Origin of the sequence: Streptomyces cavernae (assembly GCF_004023625.1) — a bacterium.
Lineage (GTDB): Bacteria > Actinomycetota > Actinomycetes > Streptomycetales > Streptomycetaceae > Streptomyces > Streptomyces cavernae.
The window spans coordinates 37515-55433 of record NZ_RPDJ01000033.1 but is presented as its reverse complement, the minus strand read 5'-3'; the positions used below and the strand labels follow the sequence as shown (position 1 = coordinate 55433).

General features: G+C 69.3%; 12 protein-coding genes. 6 read left to right on the top strand and 6 right to left on the bottom strand.

Going from position 1 to position 17919, the window contains the following annotated elements; all coding sequences use genetic code 11:
• Positions 1–144: 144 nt before the first annotated feature.
• Entirely contained in the window at positions 145–1287 is a 1143-nt protein-coding gene (locus EF387_RS35255; protein WP_128380753.1) for an IS701 family transposase, read from the bottom strand.
• Between the two features lie 347 nt (positions 1288–1634).
• On the bottom strand, positions 1635–2276 hold the full coding sequence (locus tag EF387_RS35250) for a ScbR family autoregulator-binding transcription factor (protein ID WP_128380670.1): 642 nt from the start codon (positions 2274–2276) through the stop codon (positions 1635–1637).
• 129 nt (positions 2277–2405) lie between these two features.
• On the opposite strand from EF387_RS35250, the gene EF387_RS35245 reads away from it, so the two are divergent.
• The gene (locus EF387_RS35245) at positions 2406–3329 is read left to right on the top strand and encodes a ScbA/BarX family gamma-butyrolactone biosynthesis protein (protein WP_128380669.1); all 924 of its coding nucleotides are present in this window, start codon (positions 2406–2408) and stop codon (positions 3327–3329) included.
• 45 nt (positions 3330–3374) lie between these two features.
• On the opposite strand, the gene EF387_RS35240 is transcribed toward EF387_RS35245, so the two are convergent.
• On the bottom strand, positions 3375–4139 hold the full coding sequence (locus EF387_RS35240) for an SDR family NAD(P)-dependent oxidoreductase (RefSeq protein ID WP_128380668.1): 765 nt from the start codon (positions 4137–4139) through the stop codon (positions 3375–3377).
• The gene (locus EF387_RS35235) at positions 4129–4710 is read right to left on the bottom strand and encodes a hypothetical protein (protein WP_202918465.1); all 582 of its coding nucleotides are present in this window, start codon (positions 4708–4710) and stop codon (positions 4129–4131) included. Before EF387_RS35235 ends, EF387_RS35240 begins: the two co-directional genes overlap by 11 nt.
• A gap of 520 nt (positions 4711–5230) precedes the next feature.
• Between EF387_RS35235 and EF387_RS35230 the strand changes: the two genes are divergently transcribed.
• The 5 genes from EF387_RS35230 (at position 5231) to EF387_RS35210 (ending at position 10959) form a co-directional block, all read left to right on the top strand.
• Positions 5231–5656 carry a YybH family protein gene (locus EF387_RS35230; RefSeq protein ID WP_128380667.1) on the top strand — a complete coding sequence of 142 codons (426 nt, stop codon included), beginning with the start codon at positions 5231–5233 and terminating at the stop codon, positions 5654–5656.
• 399 nt (positions 5657–6055) lie between these two features.
• Positions 6056–6949, top strand: a complete 894-nt coding sequence (locus EF387_RS35225; protein WP_274388970.1) for an NAD(P)-dependent oxidoreductase — start codon at positions 6056–6058, stop codon at positions 6947–6949.
• 174 nt (positions 6950–7123) lie between these two features.
• Positions 7124–8590: a flavin monoamine oxidase family protein gene (locus EF387_RS35220; protein ID WP_238431876.1), complete on the top strand. Its 1467-nt coding sequence runs from the start codon at positions 7124–7126 to the stop codon at positions 8588–8590.
• A gap of 56 nt (positions 8591–8646) precedes the next feature.
• Positions 8647–9813 (top strand): cytochrome P450, encoded by a 1167-nt coding sequence (locus EF387_RS35215; protein WP_238431875.1) that lies wholly within the window; start codon positions 8647–8649, stop codon positions 9811–9813.
• Positions 9814–10038: 225 nt separating this feature from the next.
• A complete protein-coding gene (locus EF387_RS35210; RefSeq protein WP_238431882.1) occupies positions 10039–10959 on the top strand; it encodes a hypothetical protein in 921 nt (306 codons plus the stop codon).
• A 329-nt stretch (positions 10960–11288) separates the two neighbouring features.
• Here the strand turns inward: EF387_RS35210 and EF387_RS35205 are convergent, their stop codons facing one another.
• Together EF387_RS35205 and EF387_RS35195 are read right to left on the bottom strand one after the other, a co-directional pair.
• Positions 11289–11645: a nuclear transport factor 2 family protein gene (locus tag EF387_RS35205; protein ID WP_128380663.1), complete on the bottom strand. Its 357-nt coding sequence runs from the start codon at positions 11643–11645 to the stop codon at positions 11289–11291.
• 625 nt (positions 11646–12270) lie between these two features.
• A complete protein-coding gene (locus EF387_RS35195) occupies positions 12271–17907 on the bottom strand; it encodes a thioester reductase domain-containing protein (RefSeq protein ID WP_420802657.1) in 5637 nt (1878 codons plus the stop codon).
• Positions 17908–17919: the final 12 nt, after the last annotated feature.

Sequence of the window (17919 nt, the reverse complement as noted above, 5' to 3'; positions counted from 1 at the left end):
GTGTCGGTGCTGGTGTGGTGGTCCAGACAATAAGGAGCGGAAGCGTGTCCACCCCCACATCCGAGTTCGAGAATGTCACGTTACCGGACGGTAGGTAGTTCTTTTTTGGTTGCCCAGTTCACCCACGGCGGCCCACCGTCGCACTTACGCCGCGGCGCCGAGCCTGCGGGTGGCGGCCACGAGGTGGGCGACGGAGGAGAGGGTGATGTGGCGGTGCCAGCCGGGGAACGACCGTCCCGCGAAGTCAGTCATCCCGACACCCTCCGAGATGTCCGTGAAATCCCGGTCCACGACCGAGGTCAGACGGGTCAGGCGCAGCAGCGTCGCCAGCGGCGGAACCTCAGCCGCCGTAAGCCACAGGCGCGCGCCGACCGGTCCGTCGGACCACTCCGCGACGAGCGTCAGCCCGCCCGCTCGCGTGCCCGAGGGCGGCGCGACCACGGGTATCGCCGCCGCTGTCGTGGGACCGTCACCGGGATTCACCCGCTGCCGCAGGCGGGTGAGCGACGCCGCGAGTTCGCCCGCTGTCCGCTCGCGGTCACCGTACTTGGGCAGGTGCGCCCGGTGCAGCCTCAGTTGGGCTTCGGCCCCGACCCGTATGAGGTAGGCCAGCTTCATCGCCGACAAGGACCGCGCGAGCATCACCGCGTCGATGCCGTCGACGTCCACCACGACGGGTGCCACCGGCGCGTCACCGGCGATCACGACATGGGTCACCGCATCGCGCACGCACTGCTCGAGAGTGCCCCCCGTGACGCTGTGCGGGACACCGGCGCGCCGCCGCAGTGGGTCCTCCAGCCAGCGTCCGGTCAGGCGCAGACGCCAGTCGACGGGCACGGCGAAGCGGCTGGAAGCCAGCCAGGTGCCCACCGCGTGCTGGCCGTTGACGCTTTGCTCACGGCGCGGCAGATACAACTGGTCGACACCGATCGAGTGCGGCCCGGCCTTGGGGATGACGGTGGATACGATGACCCACGCCTGCGGCGCCAGCGCCTGCTGCACATGACGGGCAAGCGCATGACGTATCGGCATCCATTGCCACGGTGACGTGCTGATGAAGTGATGCACGCTCTGCTGGGCGGCCGCCCCGTCGAACTGGGTCGCGATGTTGCGCAGCGTCTTGCGCCCCGGCAACGCCAGGAGGCCACTGACGTACCGCTCGGCCTTGGCGCGTTGACCGGCCCGCTGGAGGGAGCCGAGCAAGCGGTTCCCGAGAACGGCACTCAGCCCAGGGGACGGCAGGACCCCCCCTCGCGCGGCGTCGAACTCCCTGACGTTCCTGTTCATCATCCCCCAGTGATCTGACACAGCACGCGGCTGTCCCCGTGAACGGCCCTCAGCCCAGAAAGAGGTCAGACGTCCGGCTTCTTGTGCGTGAGGACGCTCGCGGTTCGCTCCTTATCGGCGCGGCGAACATTCATTCACGCGACACGTGACAAAAACCGGTCAAGGCATAGGTTACGCGAGACCACGCCGGTGCACCACGAGACAGCAGATCGGGGACCACCGCTGACGACAGACGGCGGACGCAGAGGTGATCAGAGGAACGCCGCAGCCCACAGCGCCGGCCCGGCTCGAGTCCATGACTGATCACGCGGCCGCGGACGGGCTCCGCGACGCGGCCTGCCGCTCGGTCACGAGGCCAACGGGACGCCGACGGCCTCGAGCAGTCGCTCGGCGCGGTACGGGGAGGTGTCCAGCTTGGCCAGGACCCCGGGGCTGGCGAGGTTGGGAAGCAGCAGTGCGAGCAGGCTGGAGATCTCCTCGGACAGGACGCGGCCCGGCAGGGTCTCGGTGATCAGCTGCACGCCGGTCCACGCGCCGACGAACAGCCGCGCCGTCTCCTCCGGATCGGCATGGGGCAGCAGCTCGCCGCGCTCCTTGGCCTCGTCGAGCAATGCGGTGCCCACCTCGATCCAGTCGGGCCAGCGGGTGCCGAACAGACGGCGGGCCTTGGGGTCGACGGACAGGCGGATGGAGGCGCTGAGCACCGGCTCCTTGGGCAGGCGATGGGCGAGCAGCAGTGAAAGGTCCACCCACTCCTGCAGCTTGAAGGTCTGCGGTGCGTGGCCTTTCAGGGTCACCGCCTCGTCGAGCACGGCGCGCGCCAGCTCCTCCTTCGAGGTGAAGTGGAAGTACAGGCCGCCTCGGGTGAGCTGGATCCGCTCGATGAGTCCGCCGATGGTGGTCGCTTCATACCCAAACTCGTTGAACATCTCCGCGGCGGTCTCGAGGATCACCCTGCGCGTTCGGACCGCACGCTCCTGCCTAGCCAACTCGCGTCTCCATGACTTCACCTTTACCCGTGCTTGATTTCACAGTTACCCGTTCCCCAAACCGACCGGTGAGCCGGTACTTTAACAGCGCTTCTCAACCCGTCGTAGCCACTCAGACAAGGGGGGGACTTGTCCGAAACCGCGTACGCATCACGCCCGTCGAACCGCTACAACCCGGCACCACACGCCAAGTCGTCACTGTTAGGGCCGTACACCCATCTCAAGCGTCAGGAATCCGTCCTCGTCGCGAACTGGCGGCGCCGCGGGTCACACACGTTCACGCTGGACCTCAAGTGGCCTGCCGTCCAGGGCGATCTTCCCTACGACCCACGCATCCTCGCCCAGAGCATCCGGCAGAGCGGGCTGGTCATAGCCCACGCCGAGTACGACGTGCCGCTCGACCACCAAACCATCCTCAAGACCTTGGACTTCACGGTCGCACCCGGCTTCAGGGTTCCTCGCGGCAGACCCTCGATCCTGCGCGTCGAGGTCGACGTCTCGGCACCACAGCTCGGCAGACGCACTCCCAACGCCCTGCACATGGCGCTGCGAATCCTGCACGGCACTACCACGGTGGCCCAGGTCGAATCCGGGTTCGGCTGGATATCCCCGCCGGTCTACCGGCGCCTGCGCGGCGAGTACGCCGCCACCGACTGGGCCGGATGGCAGGTTCCGCCTCCCACCATCCCCGAACTCGTCGCACGACCCGACGCCGTCGACGTGGTCCTGTCACCCGGCGACCGGGCGAATCGCTGGCTGCTGCGCAACGTCGTGGCCAACACCGTGCTGTTCGACCACGCGGTCGACCACGTGCCGGGCCTCGTCCTGCTGGAGGCGGCGCAGCAGGCGGCACACGCCCTCCTCGCCCCGGACGTCTTTGCACCCACCCGCATCGCCACCCGCTACTCGCACTACGTCGAGTTCGACCAGCCCTGCTGGATAGAGGCCGAGAGCCTGCCCGCGCCGGCCGCGGGCGTGCACGCCCTGCGCGTCCGCGGAGTCCAGGGGGACAAGACCGCGTTCACCGTCGATCTCGACGGCACGACGCAGTGACCACCTCGCGTCCGGGCAGGGCACACACCCGCCCGGACGCAGAGGTCACTGGTTCACGAACCCTCCGTCCACCGGCACCACGGTGCCGGTCAGGAAGGTGCACCGATCGCTCAGCAGCCACGCGGCCGCGGCGGCGATCTCCTCAGGCTCCGCCGTACGCCCCTGCGGAGTCAGCGAGTTGACGAGTTCTTCGAGGCCCGGGTTGCGTCCGAACCAATCGGTGGTGATCTCGCTGCGCGTGGTTCCCGGGGCCACAGCGTTCACGCGGATGCCCTGCTTGGCGTACTCGTCGGCCGCCGCCCTGGTGAAGCCGACGACGGCGTGCTTGGAGGCTATGTAGGGAGCGGCGGCGGGGATGGCCACCAGGCCGCCCACACTGCTGTTGTTGACGATGGAACCGCCGCCGTTGCGCAGCATCGCCGCGATCTCGTACCGCAGACAGTTGAAGACGCCGCGGACGTTGATGTCCATGATGCCGTCGTACACGCCGTCCGGCATGAGGTGAAGCGGGGTGCGATCGCCGCCGATTCCCGCGTTGTTGAAAGCCGCGTCCAGCCGCCCGTATTCCCCCACCGTGAAGTCCACCGCCCTGGCGGCGTCCTCCGGTACCGACATGTCACCGACCACGAATGCGGCCTGTGCTCCTTCCCCGCGCAACTCCTCGACGAGAGCGGCCAGCCGGTCGTGTCTTCGGGCGGTCAGCACCACCGTCGCGCCCTCGCGCGCGAACACCTTCGCTGATGCGGCGCCTATGCCGCTGCTCGCCCCGGTGATGAGAACGACTTTCCCCGTAAGAAGATCATTGGTCATGGCTGAAGTCTGACAGGCCCTTCGCCTCCAGCACATGCGAACTACGGGGTGCCGGCAACCCGTCGCGCTCGCCGGTCGGTGCGGGGTGCCGCACCGACCGGCCCAGGGCGCGCACGAGGTCGGCCGGCCGGCGACGGGATCCCTCGAACGTCCCCTGCTCCAGCACCACCAGCACGGCGCACTCCAGGAGCAGACTGGTTACGACCGCCTCATGCCGAGTCGGCAGTTCCGTGTCCGCATCGGACGGAAGCGACCGCCGCGGCGGTTCAGCGAGCCCGAAGGCGTCCCTCAGTAACTGCCGGGCTCGGCGCTTGACCGCGGACCGGACCGTGGCGTCGTGCCGGTCCTCCGGCGCGAGGACGGTCTGCAGATCGTCCTCGAAACGCCGCAGTACCGCAGCCGCGTAGGGATCGGGCAACTCGACACCGCCCACGTGCTGTCCGGGCAGTGCATAGGCCCGGGACGCCACCGACCTCGTCAGTCCCTCGTTGAGCGCGTCGACGAAGCACTGTCCGATGGCGGTCGTCCAGATTCCGTTGTTGTCCGTGCCGTTTCCTGTTCCGCCAGGCATCTCTCGTACACACCCGCGCATTCGTCACCCGGTGGCGCAGACGCAGCGCAACACCCTCGGTTCGTCCGGCGATCGAGAGCAGGGTTCGCTCCGTGTTACTGGTGCGGTTACCGGTATCACGGGCGCACCCTCCCCAAGACTCCCGTGGAGACGATAGGGCCGACCGTCCTCCGACACGCTCACCCATGAGTAACCGGACGCCCAGCGCCTTCGCGGGCACGCACGTGCGAGGTCCCCCACACCTCGCTGAGCGCGCCGCACACCTCACCGACCGTCGCGCCGGTGGGTACGGCCGGGCGCAAACAGCGCGGCCATCAACTCACCTACCCAGAAAGAGGTCCCGCCGTCCAATACGGCCCCGCTGGAAAACGCAAGCCCAATGGTCATTCCAGGGTAATCGAAGCGGCGCTCCGCACGCCGGGGCGACGATTACCGGCAGGAGACCGCGACGGGGAAGCGCGCTGGTAGCGTGCGAGCAGATTCATGCAGGTGCTGCAGACATGAATGGAGCGAATGCGCCGTGGCCGACAGCAATTACACTCTGGTGACTGATATCGACAAGCACCAGGAGGCGTTCGGAATAGCGTTCAACTCCGGCGACGCGGACGCGGTCAACGCCATGTACGTCGACAATGCGGTCGGAATGTGGGAGCCGGGATTCCCTCTCTACGGCCAGGCCCGCCATGATTACGTGGTCGAGTTCCTGAAGAATCGCAAGCCCTCCGTGGACGCGACGGTGCGCCAGCAACTCGTGGTCGGCGACACCGCTCAGCTCGTGGTCGAGTGGCAGATGGCGGCGCTCGACGAGAACGGCAGGCCGGAGCTGCTGAAGGGCGTGGCCATCGACGTACTGCACCGGGGCGAGGACGGCTACTGGCGCTACGTCGTGGACAACCCCTTCGGTGTCAGCGGCCCGTGGACCGCCGAGGACGCGAACCAGGGCTGACCCAGGGCCTGTCTGGGGTTCCTCGCACTGTGCCCGCCCGGGTCGCGCGGTCTGGCACCGCTCCCCCAAGCTCTCGGCTGCGCTCGAGCAGGGGGCACCCCCATCGCCGCGTTGCCGAAAAGCCCAGATAGCTCCTCCCCCAAGCTCTCGGCTCCGCTCGAGCGGGGGCACCCCGTCCAGGGCTCTCCGGCGCCTGGCGATGCTCCCCCACAGCCCGAAAGGCGTGGGAGGTGCCCCCGGCACCAGACCACGCGACCTCATCGGACGCTCATGGTGCAAGAACCCCCAAGGCCCCCGAGCACGGGAGTCAAGCGCAGCCTTCGTGCTGCTGCCCGGGGCCCACGAATGATCGATCACACCCATCGCGGCGGAAGCCGCACGAAGTACGGAGAAGTACCTGTGTCCACCCTCCCCCCGTCCCAAGCACCGGTCACCGTCGTCGGCTTGGGCCTGATGGGCCAAGCACTCGCCGCGGCCTTCCTGGCCAAGGGACACCCGACCACCGTCTGGAACCGCTCGGCCGGCAAGTCCGACGAGCTCGTCGCCAACGGCGCCACCCTCGCCGACTCGGTCAAGAGCGCCGTCGAGGCGAGCCCGCTCGTCGTCATCTGCGTCTCGGACTATGACGCCGTGCACGGGTTGCTGGACCCGGTCGGCTCGTCGCTGGCGAGCCGCACCCTGGTCAACCTGACCACGGCCAGCTCCACCCAGGCGCGCGAGACCGCCCAGTGGGCGGCCAAGCTCGACATCACCTACCTCGACGGTGCCATTCTCGCCCTTCCCCAGGCCATCGGCAGCGCCGAGGCCACGCTGCTGTACTCCGGGCCGAAGGTCGCCTTCGAGCAGCACCAGGCCACCCTCCAGGTCCTGGGCGAGGCCGCGACGATCTACCTCGACGAGGACCACGGCTTGTCCGCCCTGTACGACATGTCCGTGCTGAGCATCATGTGGGGCGTTCTGAACAGCTTCCTGCACGCTGCCGCGCTGCTGGAAACAGCGAACGTCAAGGCGACGACGTTCGCAGAGCTGGCCACCACCGCGATCAACGTGACGGCCGAGTATGCCTCCGCGTACGCGCAGCAGATCGACGAGGGCGAGTACCCGGCCACCGACGCCACCGTCAACGTCCACGTGGGCGGCATGACGCACCTGCTGGAGGAGAGCCAGGCACTCGGCGTCAACACCGAACTGCCGCGATTCTTCCTGGAACTGGCCAAGCGCGCGGTGGCGGACGGCGACGCCGAGAACAGCTACGCGGCGCTGATCAAGCAGTTCCGCAAGCCAGCCGCCTGATTTCTTCCCGACACCGGCAAGAGCCGAGCCGGGAATCCGGGTCGCGGATTCCGCGACCCGGATTCCCGGCTCGGTTTGAAATCCAGCAAGTCAAACTCTCGAAAGCTACACGGAAACGACACGGGGGAGTTCATGTTCACCAGCCGTGGCAAGAAGGCCGCGCATCGTTCTGCGATGTCCAGAAGGACCGCGCTCAAGGCGACAGGCCTGGCCATAGCCGGTACGGCGCTCGGGGCGGGCGTGCCCGCCCTCGCCGAAGCCGCCGTCGACACAGACGTCACCGCCCGTCAGACCTACGACACGATCGTCGTCGGCGCCGGACTGGCCGGTCTCATCGCGGCCCGCGAACTGCGGGCCAAGGGCCTCAGCGTCCTCGTCCTCGAGGCGCGCAACCGCATCGGCGGCCGCACGTGGACCGACACGTTCAACGGCTACGAGATCGAGCGCGGTGGCGCCTGGGTCGACCCGCTGCAGCCGCACATCTGGCGTGAGATATCGCGCTACAACCTCAAGATCGTCGCCGACGCCGGCCCCGAGCGCGTACTCATGCCCACCACGACCGGATTCGTGGAATCCGACCCGGTCACGGCCTACACCCGGCAGGGCGAACTGTTCACGCCGTTCTTCGACGGCTCGAAGGATTACTTCCCCAAGCCCTACGCGCCGTTCACCCGCGAGGACCTGATCACACCGCTGGACCGGCTGTCCCTGCGCGACCGGCTCGACCAGCTGGCCTACGCGCCCGAGGACGAGATCCGGATGACCAGCACCACCGGGCTCTACGGTGCGCCGACTGCACGGGGCTCACTGCTCCAACTGTCGCAGTGGTGGGCTCTGGCGGGCTGGAACTACCAGGGCTTCTCCGGGGTCAACACCTACCGCATGGATCGCGGAACCATCGCCCTGGCCGGCGCGATCCTGGCCGAGGGCAAGCCGGACCTGAAGCTCAACGCCCCGGTCGCCTCGGTCACCCAGCAGTCCGGCCAGGTCAAGGTGGTCACCCGGGCGGGGGCGAGCTACTTCGCCGCCGAGGTCGTCATGGCGGTGCCGGTCAACGTCTGGAAGAAGATCACCTTCAATCCGGTGCTGCCGCAGGCGTACCGCGACGCCACCGTCCAGGGCTACGGCGTACCGCGTCAGAAGAAGTTGTGGCTGGACCTGGCCACCCCCACCGACCGGTTCATCGCCGAGGCGCCCGAGGACCACCCCTTCGTCATCATGGGCCGGCTGAACGACAACGCTCCCGTCGTGGCTTTCACCATCGACACCGCACTGGACTTCCGCAACCGGGGGCAGGTCGAGGCCGCGGTGCGCAAGATCCTGCCGTCGGCGACACTGCGCAGCTACACCGTGTGCGACTGGCAGGCGGACGAGTTCTCCCTCGGCGGGCCCGCGTTCCGGCAGCCCCACCAACTGACGAAACTGCACCGCGCGATCAACCAGCCCTTCGGAAAGGTCAAGTTCTGCGGCGACGACCTCGCCCTCGGCTGGGTCGGCTACATGGACGGCGCCATTGAATCGGGCCTCAGGGTCGCCGGGTCCCCAACGCTGTCGCCGACTCCGTCGACCACGCCGAACACCCTGGGCCTGGCCTTGCCGCAGATCGACCGCAAGGTCTACCGGTCCATGGTCGGCCTGTGAACAGCAACTCAGTGGCAGTCGAATCAAGGGTGGCCATGCCGACGACAGAGAAATCCGTGACCGAACCCGTGGATTCGCTGTTCACCTGGTTCCGCGAGATGCACGAGAAGAAGCCGATCCATCACGACGACACCTACGGGTGGCAGCTGTTCCGGCACGCCGACATCGCCCGCGTGCTCACCGACCCGAAGACGTTCTCCTCGGACACGGTGCGGCTGTACAACGAACCACAGCCCGATTTCGACCTGTTCCTCATGGGCAACCTGGTCACCAGCGATGGCCCACATCACAAGAAGCTGCGCCGGGCAATCAGCCACGCCTTCACCCCGCGCGCGGTCTCTGGCCTCGCCGAGCGGATCGAGCGGACCACCGACTCCCTGCTCGACAAGGTGTCCGGATCGGACGCCTTCGACCTGATCGGCGAAGTGGCCTATCCCCTGCCGATCCTCGTGGTAGCCGAGATGCTCGGCCTGCCGGCCGAGGACGTGCCGATGTACCGGGCCTGGGGCGACGCACTGGGCGCACTCGACGCGGCGACCGTGCCACCGGAGGTGATGGAGGCCGAGATCGTCCCCGCCATCCGGGAGATGAACGCCTACATCCTCGAGCACGTGCGCAGGCGGCGGGAGAACCCGGCCGACGACCTGCTCACCGGGCTCGCCCGGGCGACCATCGACGACAAGCCGCTGCGCGACGGCGATCTGATCGGCTTGATCGGCCTGACCCTGTTCGCCGGCCACGCCGCCTCCATGGCGCTGCTCGGCAACGCGATCCTCACCTTCGACCGCCACCCCGAGGCGTTCGCCGCCGTGCGCGCGGACCGCGATCTGCTGCCCAACGCCATCGAGGAGCTCATGCGGCTGTACCCGCCGTTCTCCAGGCTCGTGCGCGTGACGACCACCGAGACCGAGCTCGGCGGGCAGCCCGTCGGCGAGGGTGAGTTGGTGACCCTGTGGTCCGGCGCGGCCAATCGGGATCCGCTGCGGTTCCCCGACCCGGACCGCTTCGACATCCGCCGCGACACCAGCGGACACATCGCCTTCGGGCTGGGCGTCCACTTCTGCCTCGGTGCCCCGCTGGCCCGGCTGGAGGCCAGGATCGCGCTGAACGCGCTGTTCGACCGTTACGACGGAATCACCGTCGACCACTCGGCCGGCGTGGAGTTCGAGGACCCGATGCAGATCATCTGCCCCAGGCGGCTGCCGGTACGGGTGTCCGGCTGACCCCTGAACCGCAGTCCGCCTCCGAACCAACGCCGGATGTACCGGATACGACGAGCAGGTGGCACGCCGGCCGATCAGGCCGGCGTGCCACCGGACGGCGGACACCTCCGCCGTCCGTATGTGAGGGGGGTCATGTCTTCTTCATCGGTTGGGTCTTCGTCGACGTGGCGGTCGTCGGCTCCATGGCGGTCGTGGCACCGGCCGCTGGTGCTGAGCTCCGCGGCGATGGTGCCGATCGCCGTCCTGTGCGCGGTGGGACTCCTCGTCGACGACCGTGTTCTGGTGGGCTCGCCGATCTGGCTCAAGCCGTTCAAGTTCACGCTCTCGTTCGCGGCGTACTGCCTCACCCTGTCCTGGATGCTCTCGCTCCTCCCCCGCGGCCGACGCGTGGCCTGGTGGGCGGGGACGGTCGTCGCCGTGGCGAGCGCCATCGAGATCGTGATCATCTCGGGACAGGCGATGCGCGGGAAGCGCAGCCACTTCAACTACGAAACACCTCTGGACGAGGCGTTGTACAACGTGATGGGCGGCACGGTCATTTTCCTGTGGCTCGCCACGCTCGTCCTCGCCGTGCTTCTGCTCCTGGCCCGGATGGCCGACCGAGCGTCCGCCTGGGCGATGCGCTGCGGCATCATCCTGGCGCTGGCCGGAACCGCCGTCGGCTTCCTGATGGACCGGCCCGCGCCGGGGCAGCAGAGCGGCGTCTCCGACGTGGTCGGCGCACACAGCGTGGGGGTGCCCGACGGCGGTCCCTCGATGCCGCTGACCGGCTGGTCGACCACCGGCGGCGATCTGCGAATACCGCACTTCTTCGGCATGCACGCGCTGCAGCTGCTGCCACTGCTGGTCCTGGTGCTGGCCGTTCTGGCACCGCGCTTCACCCGCCTCGGGAACGACCGGGTACGGCTGCGCCTGGTGCTGCTCGCCTCGGGGGTGTACGCCGCCGCCTTCGCTCTCGTCTTCTGGCAGGCGCTGCGGGGCCAGCCGCTGATCCACCCGGACGGTGTGACGCTGGTGACGGCCGGCGTGATCCTGGTGGTGGCCGTGCTCGGGACCTGGGTTGTCTTGCGGGTTCCGGCTCCACCGCCGGCCGGTAACGCCCCCGACACGAAGGACACCGGCAACTTCGAGAGGCTCACGCAGTGACCTCGTGACGCCTTCACGGCGTCACAGGTGCCCGTACTGGTATTGGTCATCCAGAATGCGCGCGGTCCCGGAGTTCGCCCATGAACTCCGGGACCACTGTCGTCGCCTGTCAACCAAGGGTGTCAGAGGTCGCTTTCTCCCGTTGTTCCATTCCGGAATCTGCGCGTGGTGAGGCTCTGCGGGGCCGCCGCCGGGAGAGGGCGTTCTCGCCGATGAGGTGGGCGGGCCATATGGCCGGTCATCGCATGCCGTTCGCTCCACCGTCCAGCATGTGGCATCCCGTTGAACCGGGCGAACGGGCATTACCCGCATACAAGCGGGACGTCCTCTCAGAACCCATTGAAGAAGCCGTACAGCCGGGCGATCCGGTCTCCCTCGAGCCACGCGACGTCGGAACCGCTCACCACCGGCGCACCACCCGTCGGGCCGACCTGCCACGTGAAGTGGACGGCGTCGTGATGCGTCAGCACCGTGCCGTAAGTGAAGAGCATTCCGGTGAAGTTCTTCTGCGCGGCGTCGATGTACTCGTCGATGGCCGCGACGCCGTGGGCGTCGACAGTCGGATCGGTATAGGAGGCATTCTGGGTGAAGACGTCGTCGACCAAAGCCCGTCGAACCCGGTTGTCCGATTCATTCCACATCGCGATGTACTTTTCGACCAGCCTGGTAACGGCTTTCTTGTCCATGGCAACAAACAATATCACCGGCCCGGGTCGAAATCTTTTCAACTTGCCTGTTGACCAAGGTGGTTGAGTTCAGCCCGAGGCTCGAAGGAGGGTGCGGCGGGCCAGGTCGCTCGGCCTGATCGCCAGTCGGGCGCGGGGCCTACGCCAAAGCGACGCCCACGCCGGAATCTGGCCGCAGCGGTATCCACGGCCCTCCTGGACAAGGCGTACTTCGCCGCACCGGCTGCCTGATGACGATCACGGTCAGCATCTCGTTTTCCCGATCCATCGAACCCGCCGCCTGCTCGTCGTCGCCGCGGTTTCACTGTCGCGCTGGGGCTTCAGGTCGGGAACACGCAGCCGCCCGTGGTGGGGCCGGCGCAGTTGGGGAGCGGGCGGCAGCAGCGGGGCCACCCGCTCCCACAGGTCGCCAGGAAGAAAGTCAGCACACCCCCCGGACACCCTGACGACCCCAGGCTCGCCCAGCACACCGAGCACAGGACTCGCAGCTCAATGCGTTCTGACGATGCCCAAGTCGCGTCGGCCCGCGGTGCCCTTGCGGGGAGCTCCCGCCACGAGCCGGGCGGGGAGCCGGACGCGCGGTCGATCACATCGACGACAGGGCCGGCGGTCAGTCCGCGATGGATCACTTCGCCGCGTCATGGAGGAACCCGGTGGCCGGGAAGTAGCCGGCGCGGACGAAGAAGTCCACGTAGGTGGCGAACAGTTCACGGTCGATCGACGGGCATTCGATGCCGGTACCGCGCAGTGCGTGTTCGGTGTCCGAGACGTCGATCGGCGGGTAGGTGGTCGTGCCGCTGCCCGCGTTCATGCCCTCGAACGAGTCCAGCAGCGGGACCATGGCGTTCTTGCGGTCCGACCGGACCCGGGCCGACCACGCATCCCAGTCCGTCTCGGGCAGGTCGTACCCGAAGGACCGCAGGTGCTCGACGAACTGCGTGAACGTCTGGTCCTGCCGGTTGTACAGGTGGAAGGTCCGGCTCGCGGTTTCCTCGCGTGTGGAGAGGGACACGATCGCGGAGCTGACGTAGTCCACCGGAACCATGTGCAGGACGCCGGCGAGACTGTCGGGTACGGCCCCGGCCTCGAGCAGTCCCTTGAGACTCAGCCAGACGAAGTCCTTGGTCTGGCAGGCTCCGGTGACCCGGTCGCCGCACACGACGTCCACGCGGTACACCGACACGGGCAGGCCGCGGCTGCGGCCGAGCTCGATGACCTGTTCGGCCACCCACTTGCTCTGCAGGTACCCGTTGTGCAGCAGGTGGCCGGGGCCGGTCGGGTCGGTCACGCCGGCCGGTGCCGCATCGGGGCCGGGTGCGGGGAACACCCCGGTCGTCGACACGTAGTGCACCGGCACAGTCCGGTGTGCCGCGGCCAGGCGCAGCACCTCCCGGGTACCGCCCACGTTGCCCGCCGCCAGGGCCGTGTAGGGCCGCACCCAGCTGACCGTCGCGCCGGCGTGGTAGACCACGTCGACCCGGCGGGCGAGTGCGTCGAACGCGGCCTCGGTCAGGCCGAGGCGCGGGGCCTCCAGATCGCCGACGGCGACGGTGAGCCGGTCAGGGTCGATGTCCTTCCAGACCTCGTACCACTTGAGGTTCTCGTGCAACCGGCGTGTCGCCTCGGCCTGGTCGGTCCCCCGTACCAGGCAGTGCACCTGGGCCGTGGTCGACCGCATCAGGTCGCGGAGCAGGAAGGCGCCGAGGAAGCCGGTGGCGCCGGTCAGCAGGATCTCCTCGGGGTCGGCAGCCACCCGGCGGATCTCGTCGGCCGGCCGGATGTCCTCGTCGAGGTGGACCTCGGCGGCCAGATCGACGTCGGCGGCCTCAGGTGTCCCGCCGGTCGCGGCGGCCAGGAGGGTGCACAGGTACTCCGTCAGCTCCGTGGGAGTGGGGTACTCGAAGATCAGCGACGGAGGCAGTCGCAGGCCGGTGGCGTCCGCGAGCCGGTTGCGCAGCTCCACAGAGGTGAGCGAGTCGAAGCCGACGGCGGCGAAGGGCTGGTGCGCGTCGATCGCGCCCGGTGCGGAGTGCCCGAGCACCAACGCCACTTCCCGCAGGATGAAGTCCGCCACGACTGCGCGCCGGCGCGCCGGAGCCAGTCCCGCCAGCCGTTCGGGCAGGAGCTCGTCCTCGGTCCGGGACTCCCCGCCGTAACCCGCGGAGGTGTCCTGGACCAGACGACGCAGCAGCAGCGGGGCCCGCCTGGCGTTGGACCGCAGTGCGGTCAGGTCGACCGGGGTGACCACCAGCGCGGGCGGACCGGCCTGGAGCGCGAGGTCGGCCAGCCGCGGTCCGGTGTCCTCGGTGATGGTGAGCAGGCCGGAGCGGGCGATCCGGTCGAGTTCGGACCGGGTGAGATGCCCGCTCATGCCGTTCTCGTGCGCCCACAGCCCCCAGGCCAGCGAGGTCGCCGGCAGTCCCCGTCCGGATCGGTGGCAGGCCAGCGCGTCGAGGAAGGTGTTGGCCGCGGCGTAGTTGGCCTGGCCGGTGCCGCCGATGATGCCTGCGACGGACGAGAACAGCACGAAGGCGTCGAGGTCGTGATCGAGTGTGAGTTCGTGCAGGTTCCACGCGGCGTGCACCTTGGGCCGCAGTACGGCGGCCAGCCGGTCCGGCGTCAGGTCCTGGATCATGCCGTCGTCGAGCACACCGGCCGCGTGCACGACGCCGGTGAGGGGGTGCTCGGGCGGGATGGTCCCGAGGAGCGCGGCGAGCGCTTCCCGGTCGGCGAGGTCGCAGGCGGCGACGCGCACCTGGGCGCCGAGCTCGGTGAGTTCGGCGGCCAGCTCGTCGGCGCCGGCCGCCGCCGGTCCCCGGCGGCTCACCAGCAGCAGCCGGGTCACGCCGTGCGTGCGGACCAGGTGGCGGGCGAACAGCCCACCGAGCGCGCCGGTCCCCCCGGTGATCAGCACGGTGCCGTCGGGACGCCACCGGGTGCCGCTGCGCGGTTCGTCGCCCGGCGGGACCGCGGCCAGGCCGGGTATGAACGCCTGGCCGGACCGTAGCGCGCTCTGCGCCTGACCGGAGGCCAGGACCGAGGGCACGGCCGCCGGTGAGGCAGGGTCCTCGTCCACGTCGACCAGCACGATCCGGCCGGGCGCCTCCGACTGCGCCGAACGCAGCAGCCCCCACAGCGGTGCGGCGACGAGGTCCGAGACCTCCGCGCCGCTCCGGTCGGTCGACACGGCTCCCCGGGTCAGGACGACCAGCGGGGTGTCGGTGGTCCGCTCGTCCGCCAGCCATGACTGGACCACCGTCATCAGCTCGCTCGCGGCTGCCTCGGCCCGCCCGGGCACGTCACCGCCCGGGGAGAACATCGCGGGCACGAGGAGCGCGTCGAACGGGGCGTGCGAACCCAGCGCGGTCAGCGCGTACGTCACATCGTCGAAGGACACGCCGACGGTGAGCTCCGGCCGGTCGGCCAGGTCGACTCCGGCCAGTCGCAGCGTGGCCAGGGCCGGCGGCTCGGAGGGTGCGGCCGGAATGAACGAGGTCCAGTCGACGTGGAGCACCGAGTCCTGCGCACGGGGCTCGGTCGTCGCCGGAGCGGCCGCAGCAGGGGTGTGCCTCAGCCAGTAACGCTCCCGCTGGAAGGGGTAGGTCGGCAGATCCACCGGCCGCCTTCCGTTGCCGGCGAAGAAGGCGGACCAGTCGACGGCGGCCCCGGCGGACCAGAGCCCGCCCAGCGCCGCGACCACGTCGTGTGCCTCGTCCTGCCCGGTGCGCACCGCTGCCACGGCGGTGATCGGAGCGCTCTCGGCGACCATGGCCGACAGCACTCCGGCCGGACCCAGCTCCAGGGTGGCGGTGACGTTGCGTTCGGCGAGGGTGCGGATCGCGTCGTGGAAGCGGACGGGCCGGCGGACCTGGTCGACCCAGTACTCCGGGGAACGGAGCTGCTCCTCCGTGGCGAGACCGCCGGTGAGTGTGGACACCAGCGGAATGGCCGGTGCGTTCAGGGTGACCTTGCGCAGCACCCGGCCGAACTCTTCCAGCATCGGGTCCATCAGCGGCGAGTGGAACGCGTGACTGACCGTCAGCTGCTTGGTGCGGCGGCCCCAGGACCGTACGGTCCGGCTGATCTCCTCGACCGCGTCACGGTCGCCGGAGACCACCGTCGACACAGGGCCGTTGACCGCGGCGATCGCCACGGCCGGGTGCCCTCGCAGCAGGCGTGCGACCTCGTCCTCGGTGGCCTGGAGGGCGACCATCGCTCCGCCCGGTGGCAGCGCCTGCATGAGCCGGCCCCGCGCGCAGACCACGGCCGCCGCGTCCGGCAGGGACAGCACCCCGGCCACATGCGCGGCGGACAGCTCGCCGATCGAGTGACCGGCGAGGAAGTCCGGGGTGACGCCCCACGCCTCGAACAGGCGGAACAGGGCGACCTCCAGCGCGAACAGCGCCGGCTGGGCATTGCCCGTCTCCGTCAGCCGGCTCTCGTCCTGAAGGACGTCGCGCAGCGGGTGTTCGAGGTAGGGATCGAGGTGGGTGCAGACCTCGTCGAACGCCTCGGCGTAGACCGGGAACTCCTCGTAGAGCCGCCTGCCCATGGCGACCCGCTGAGCGCCCTGGCCGGTGAAGAGGAATCCCAGCCTGTTCTTGCCCGGCAACTCGGTGGTCACGGTGCGGGCCCGGCCCTCGGCGAGCGGACGCAGTGCCGCGAGCAGCGAGTCCGTGTCCGAACCGACCGCCACGGCCCGGTACGGCAGGGCTGCGCGCGTGGTGGCCAGCGAGCAGGCCACGTCCACCGGCGACAGGCCCGGATGGTCCCCGAGGAACGTGATCAGGTTGCGGGCCTGGGCGGACAGGGCCGACTGGCTCCTGGCGGACAGCGCGATGGGAAGGAACGCGGGTGCCGGCCCGGCGGTCCTGGTCTGCTGTTCCTCCGGCGCCTGCTCAAGGATCAGGTGCGCGTTCGTGCCGCTGACGCCGAACGAGGAGACCGCCGCTCGGCGCGGTCGGCCCGTCTGCGGCCACGGTCGCTGTTCGGTGAGCAGTTCGACCGCTCCCGCGGACCAGTCGACCAGCGGTGTCGGTTCATCCACATGCAGCGTGCGCGGCAGCGCGCCGTGCCGGAGCGCCTGGACCATCTTGATCACGCCGCCCACGCCGGCGGCCGCCACCGAGTGCCCGATGTTGGACTTCAACGAGCCCAGGAACAGGGGACGCTGGGCGGCGTGGGCGGCGCCGTAGGTGGCCAGCAGAGCCTGGGCTTCGATGGGATCGCCGAGCCGGGTACCGGTGCCGTGCGCCTCGACGACGTCCACGTCGGCGGCGTCCAGACGCGCGCTGGTCAGCGCGGTCCGGATGACCCGTTCCTGCGAGGGGCCGCTGGGGGCGGTGAGTCCGTTGGACGCGCCGTCGGAGTTGACCGCCGACCCACGCAGGACGGCCAGCACCCGGTGCCCGTTGCGCACGGCGTCGCTGAGCCGTTCGAGCAGGACCAGCCCGACGCCTTCGGACCAGCTGGTGCCGTCGGCGGAGGCGGCGAAGGACTTGCACCGGCCGTCGGGAGCCAGGCCCCGCTGCCGGGAGAAGTCGACGAACCCACCGGGGGTTCCGGCGATCGTCACGCCACCGGCGAGGGCGAGGGCTGATTCCCCGGTGCGCAGCGACTGCGCCGCCAGGTGCATGGCGACCAGGGACGACGAGCACGCCGTGTCGACGGTCATGGAGGGGCCCTCGAAGCCGAACGCGTAGGAGACCCGACCGGAGACGACGCTGCCGAGCTTGCCCGTCAGCAGGTAGCCCTCGAACTCCTGCGGGCCGTCCAGCCCCAGGTAGGACTGCTCCACGGCGCCGACGAAAACACCGACGTCGGTGCCTTTCAGCGCGGTCGGGTCGATCCTGGCGTGCTCGAAGGTCTCCCAGGCGGTCTCCAGCAGCACCCGCTGCTGGGGGTCCATCGACAGCGCCTCCCGCGGCGAGATGCCGAAGAACCCGGCGTCGAACTCCCCCGCCCCGCCCAGGAAGCCGCCTTCGCGTGTGTAGGTGGTGCCCGCCACGTCCGGGTCGGGGTCGTAGAGCGCGTCGATGTCCCATCCGCGGTCGGTGGGGAATGCGGTGATGCCGTCCCGGCCGTCCACGACGAGGCGCCACAGGTCGTCCGCCGAGCGCACGCCTCCCGGGTAGCGGCAGGCCATACCCACGATCGCGACCGGCTCCGTCCGGCCGGACTCCAGTTCCGCGATGCGCCGGCGCGCCTTGTGCAGGTCGGCGGTGACCCATTTCAGATATTCCGCGAGCTTGTTCTCATCCACCATGGTGGGTTA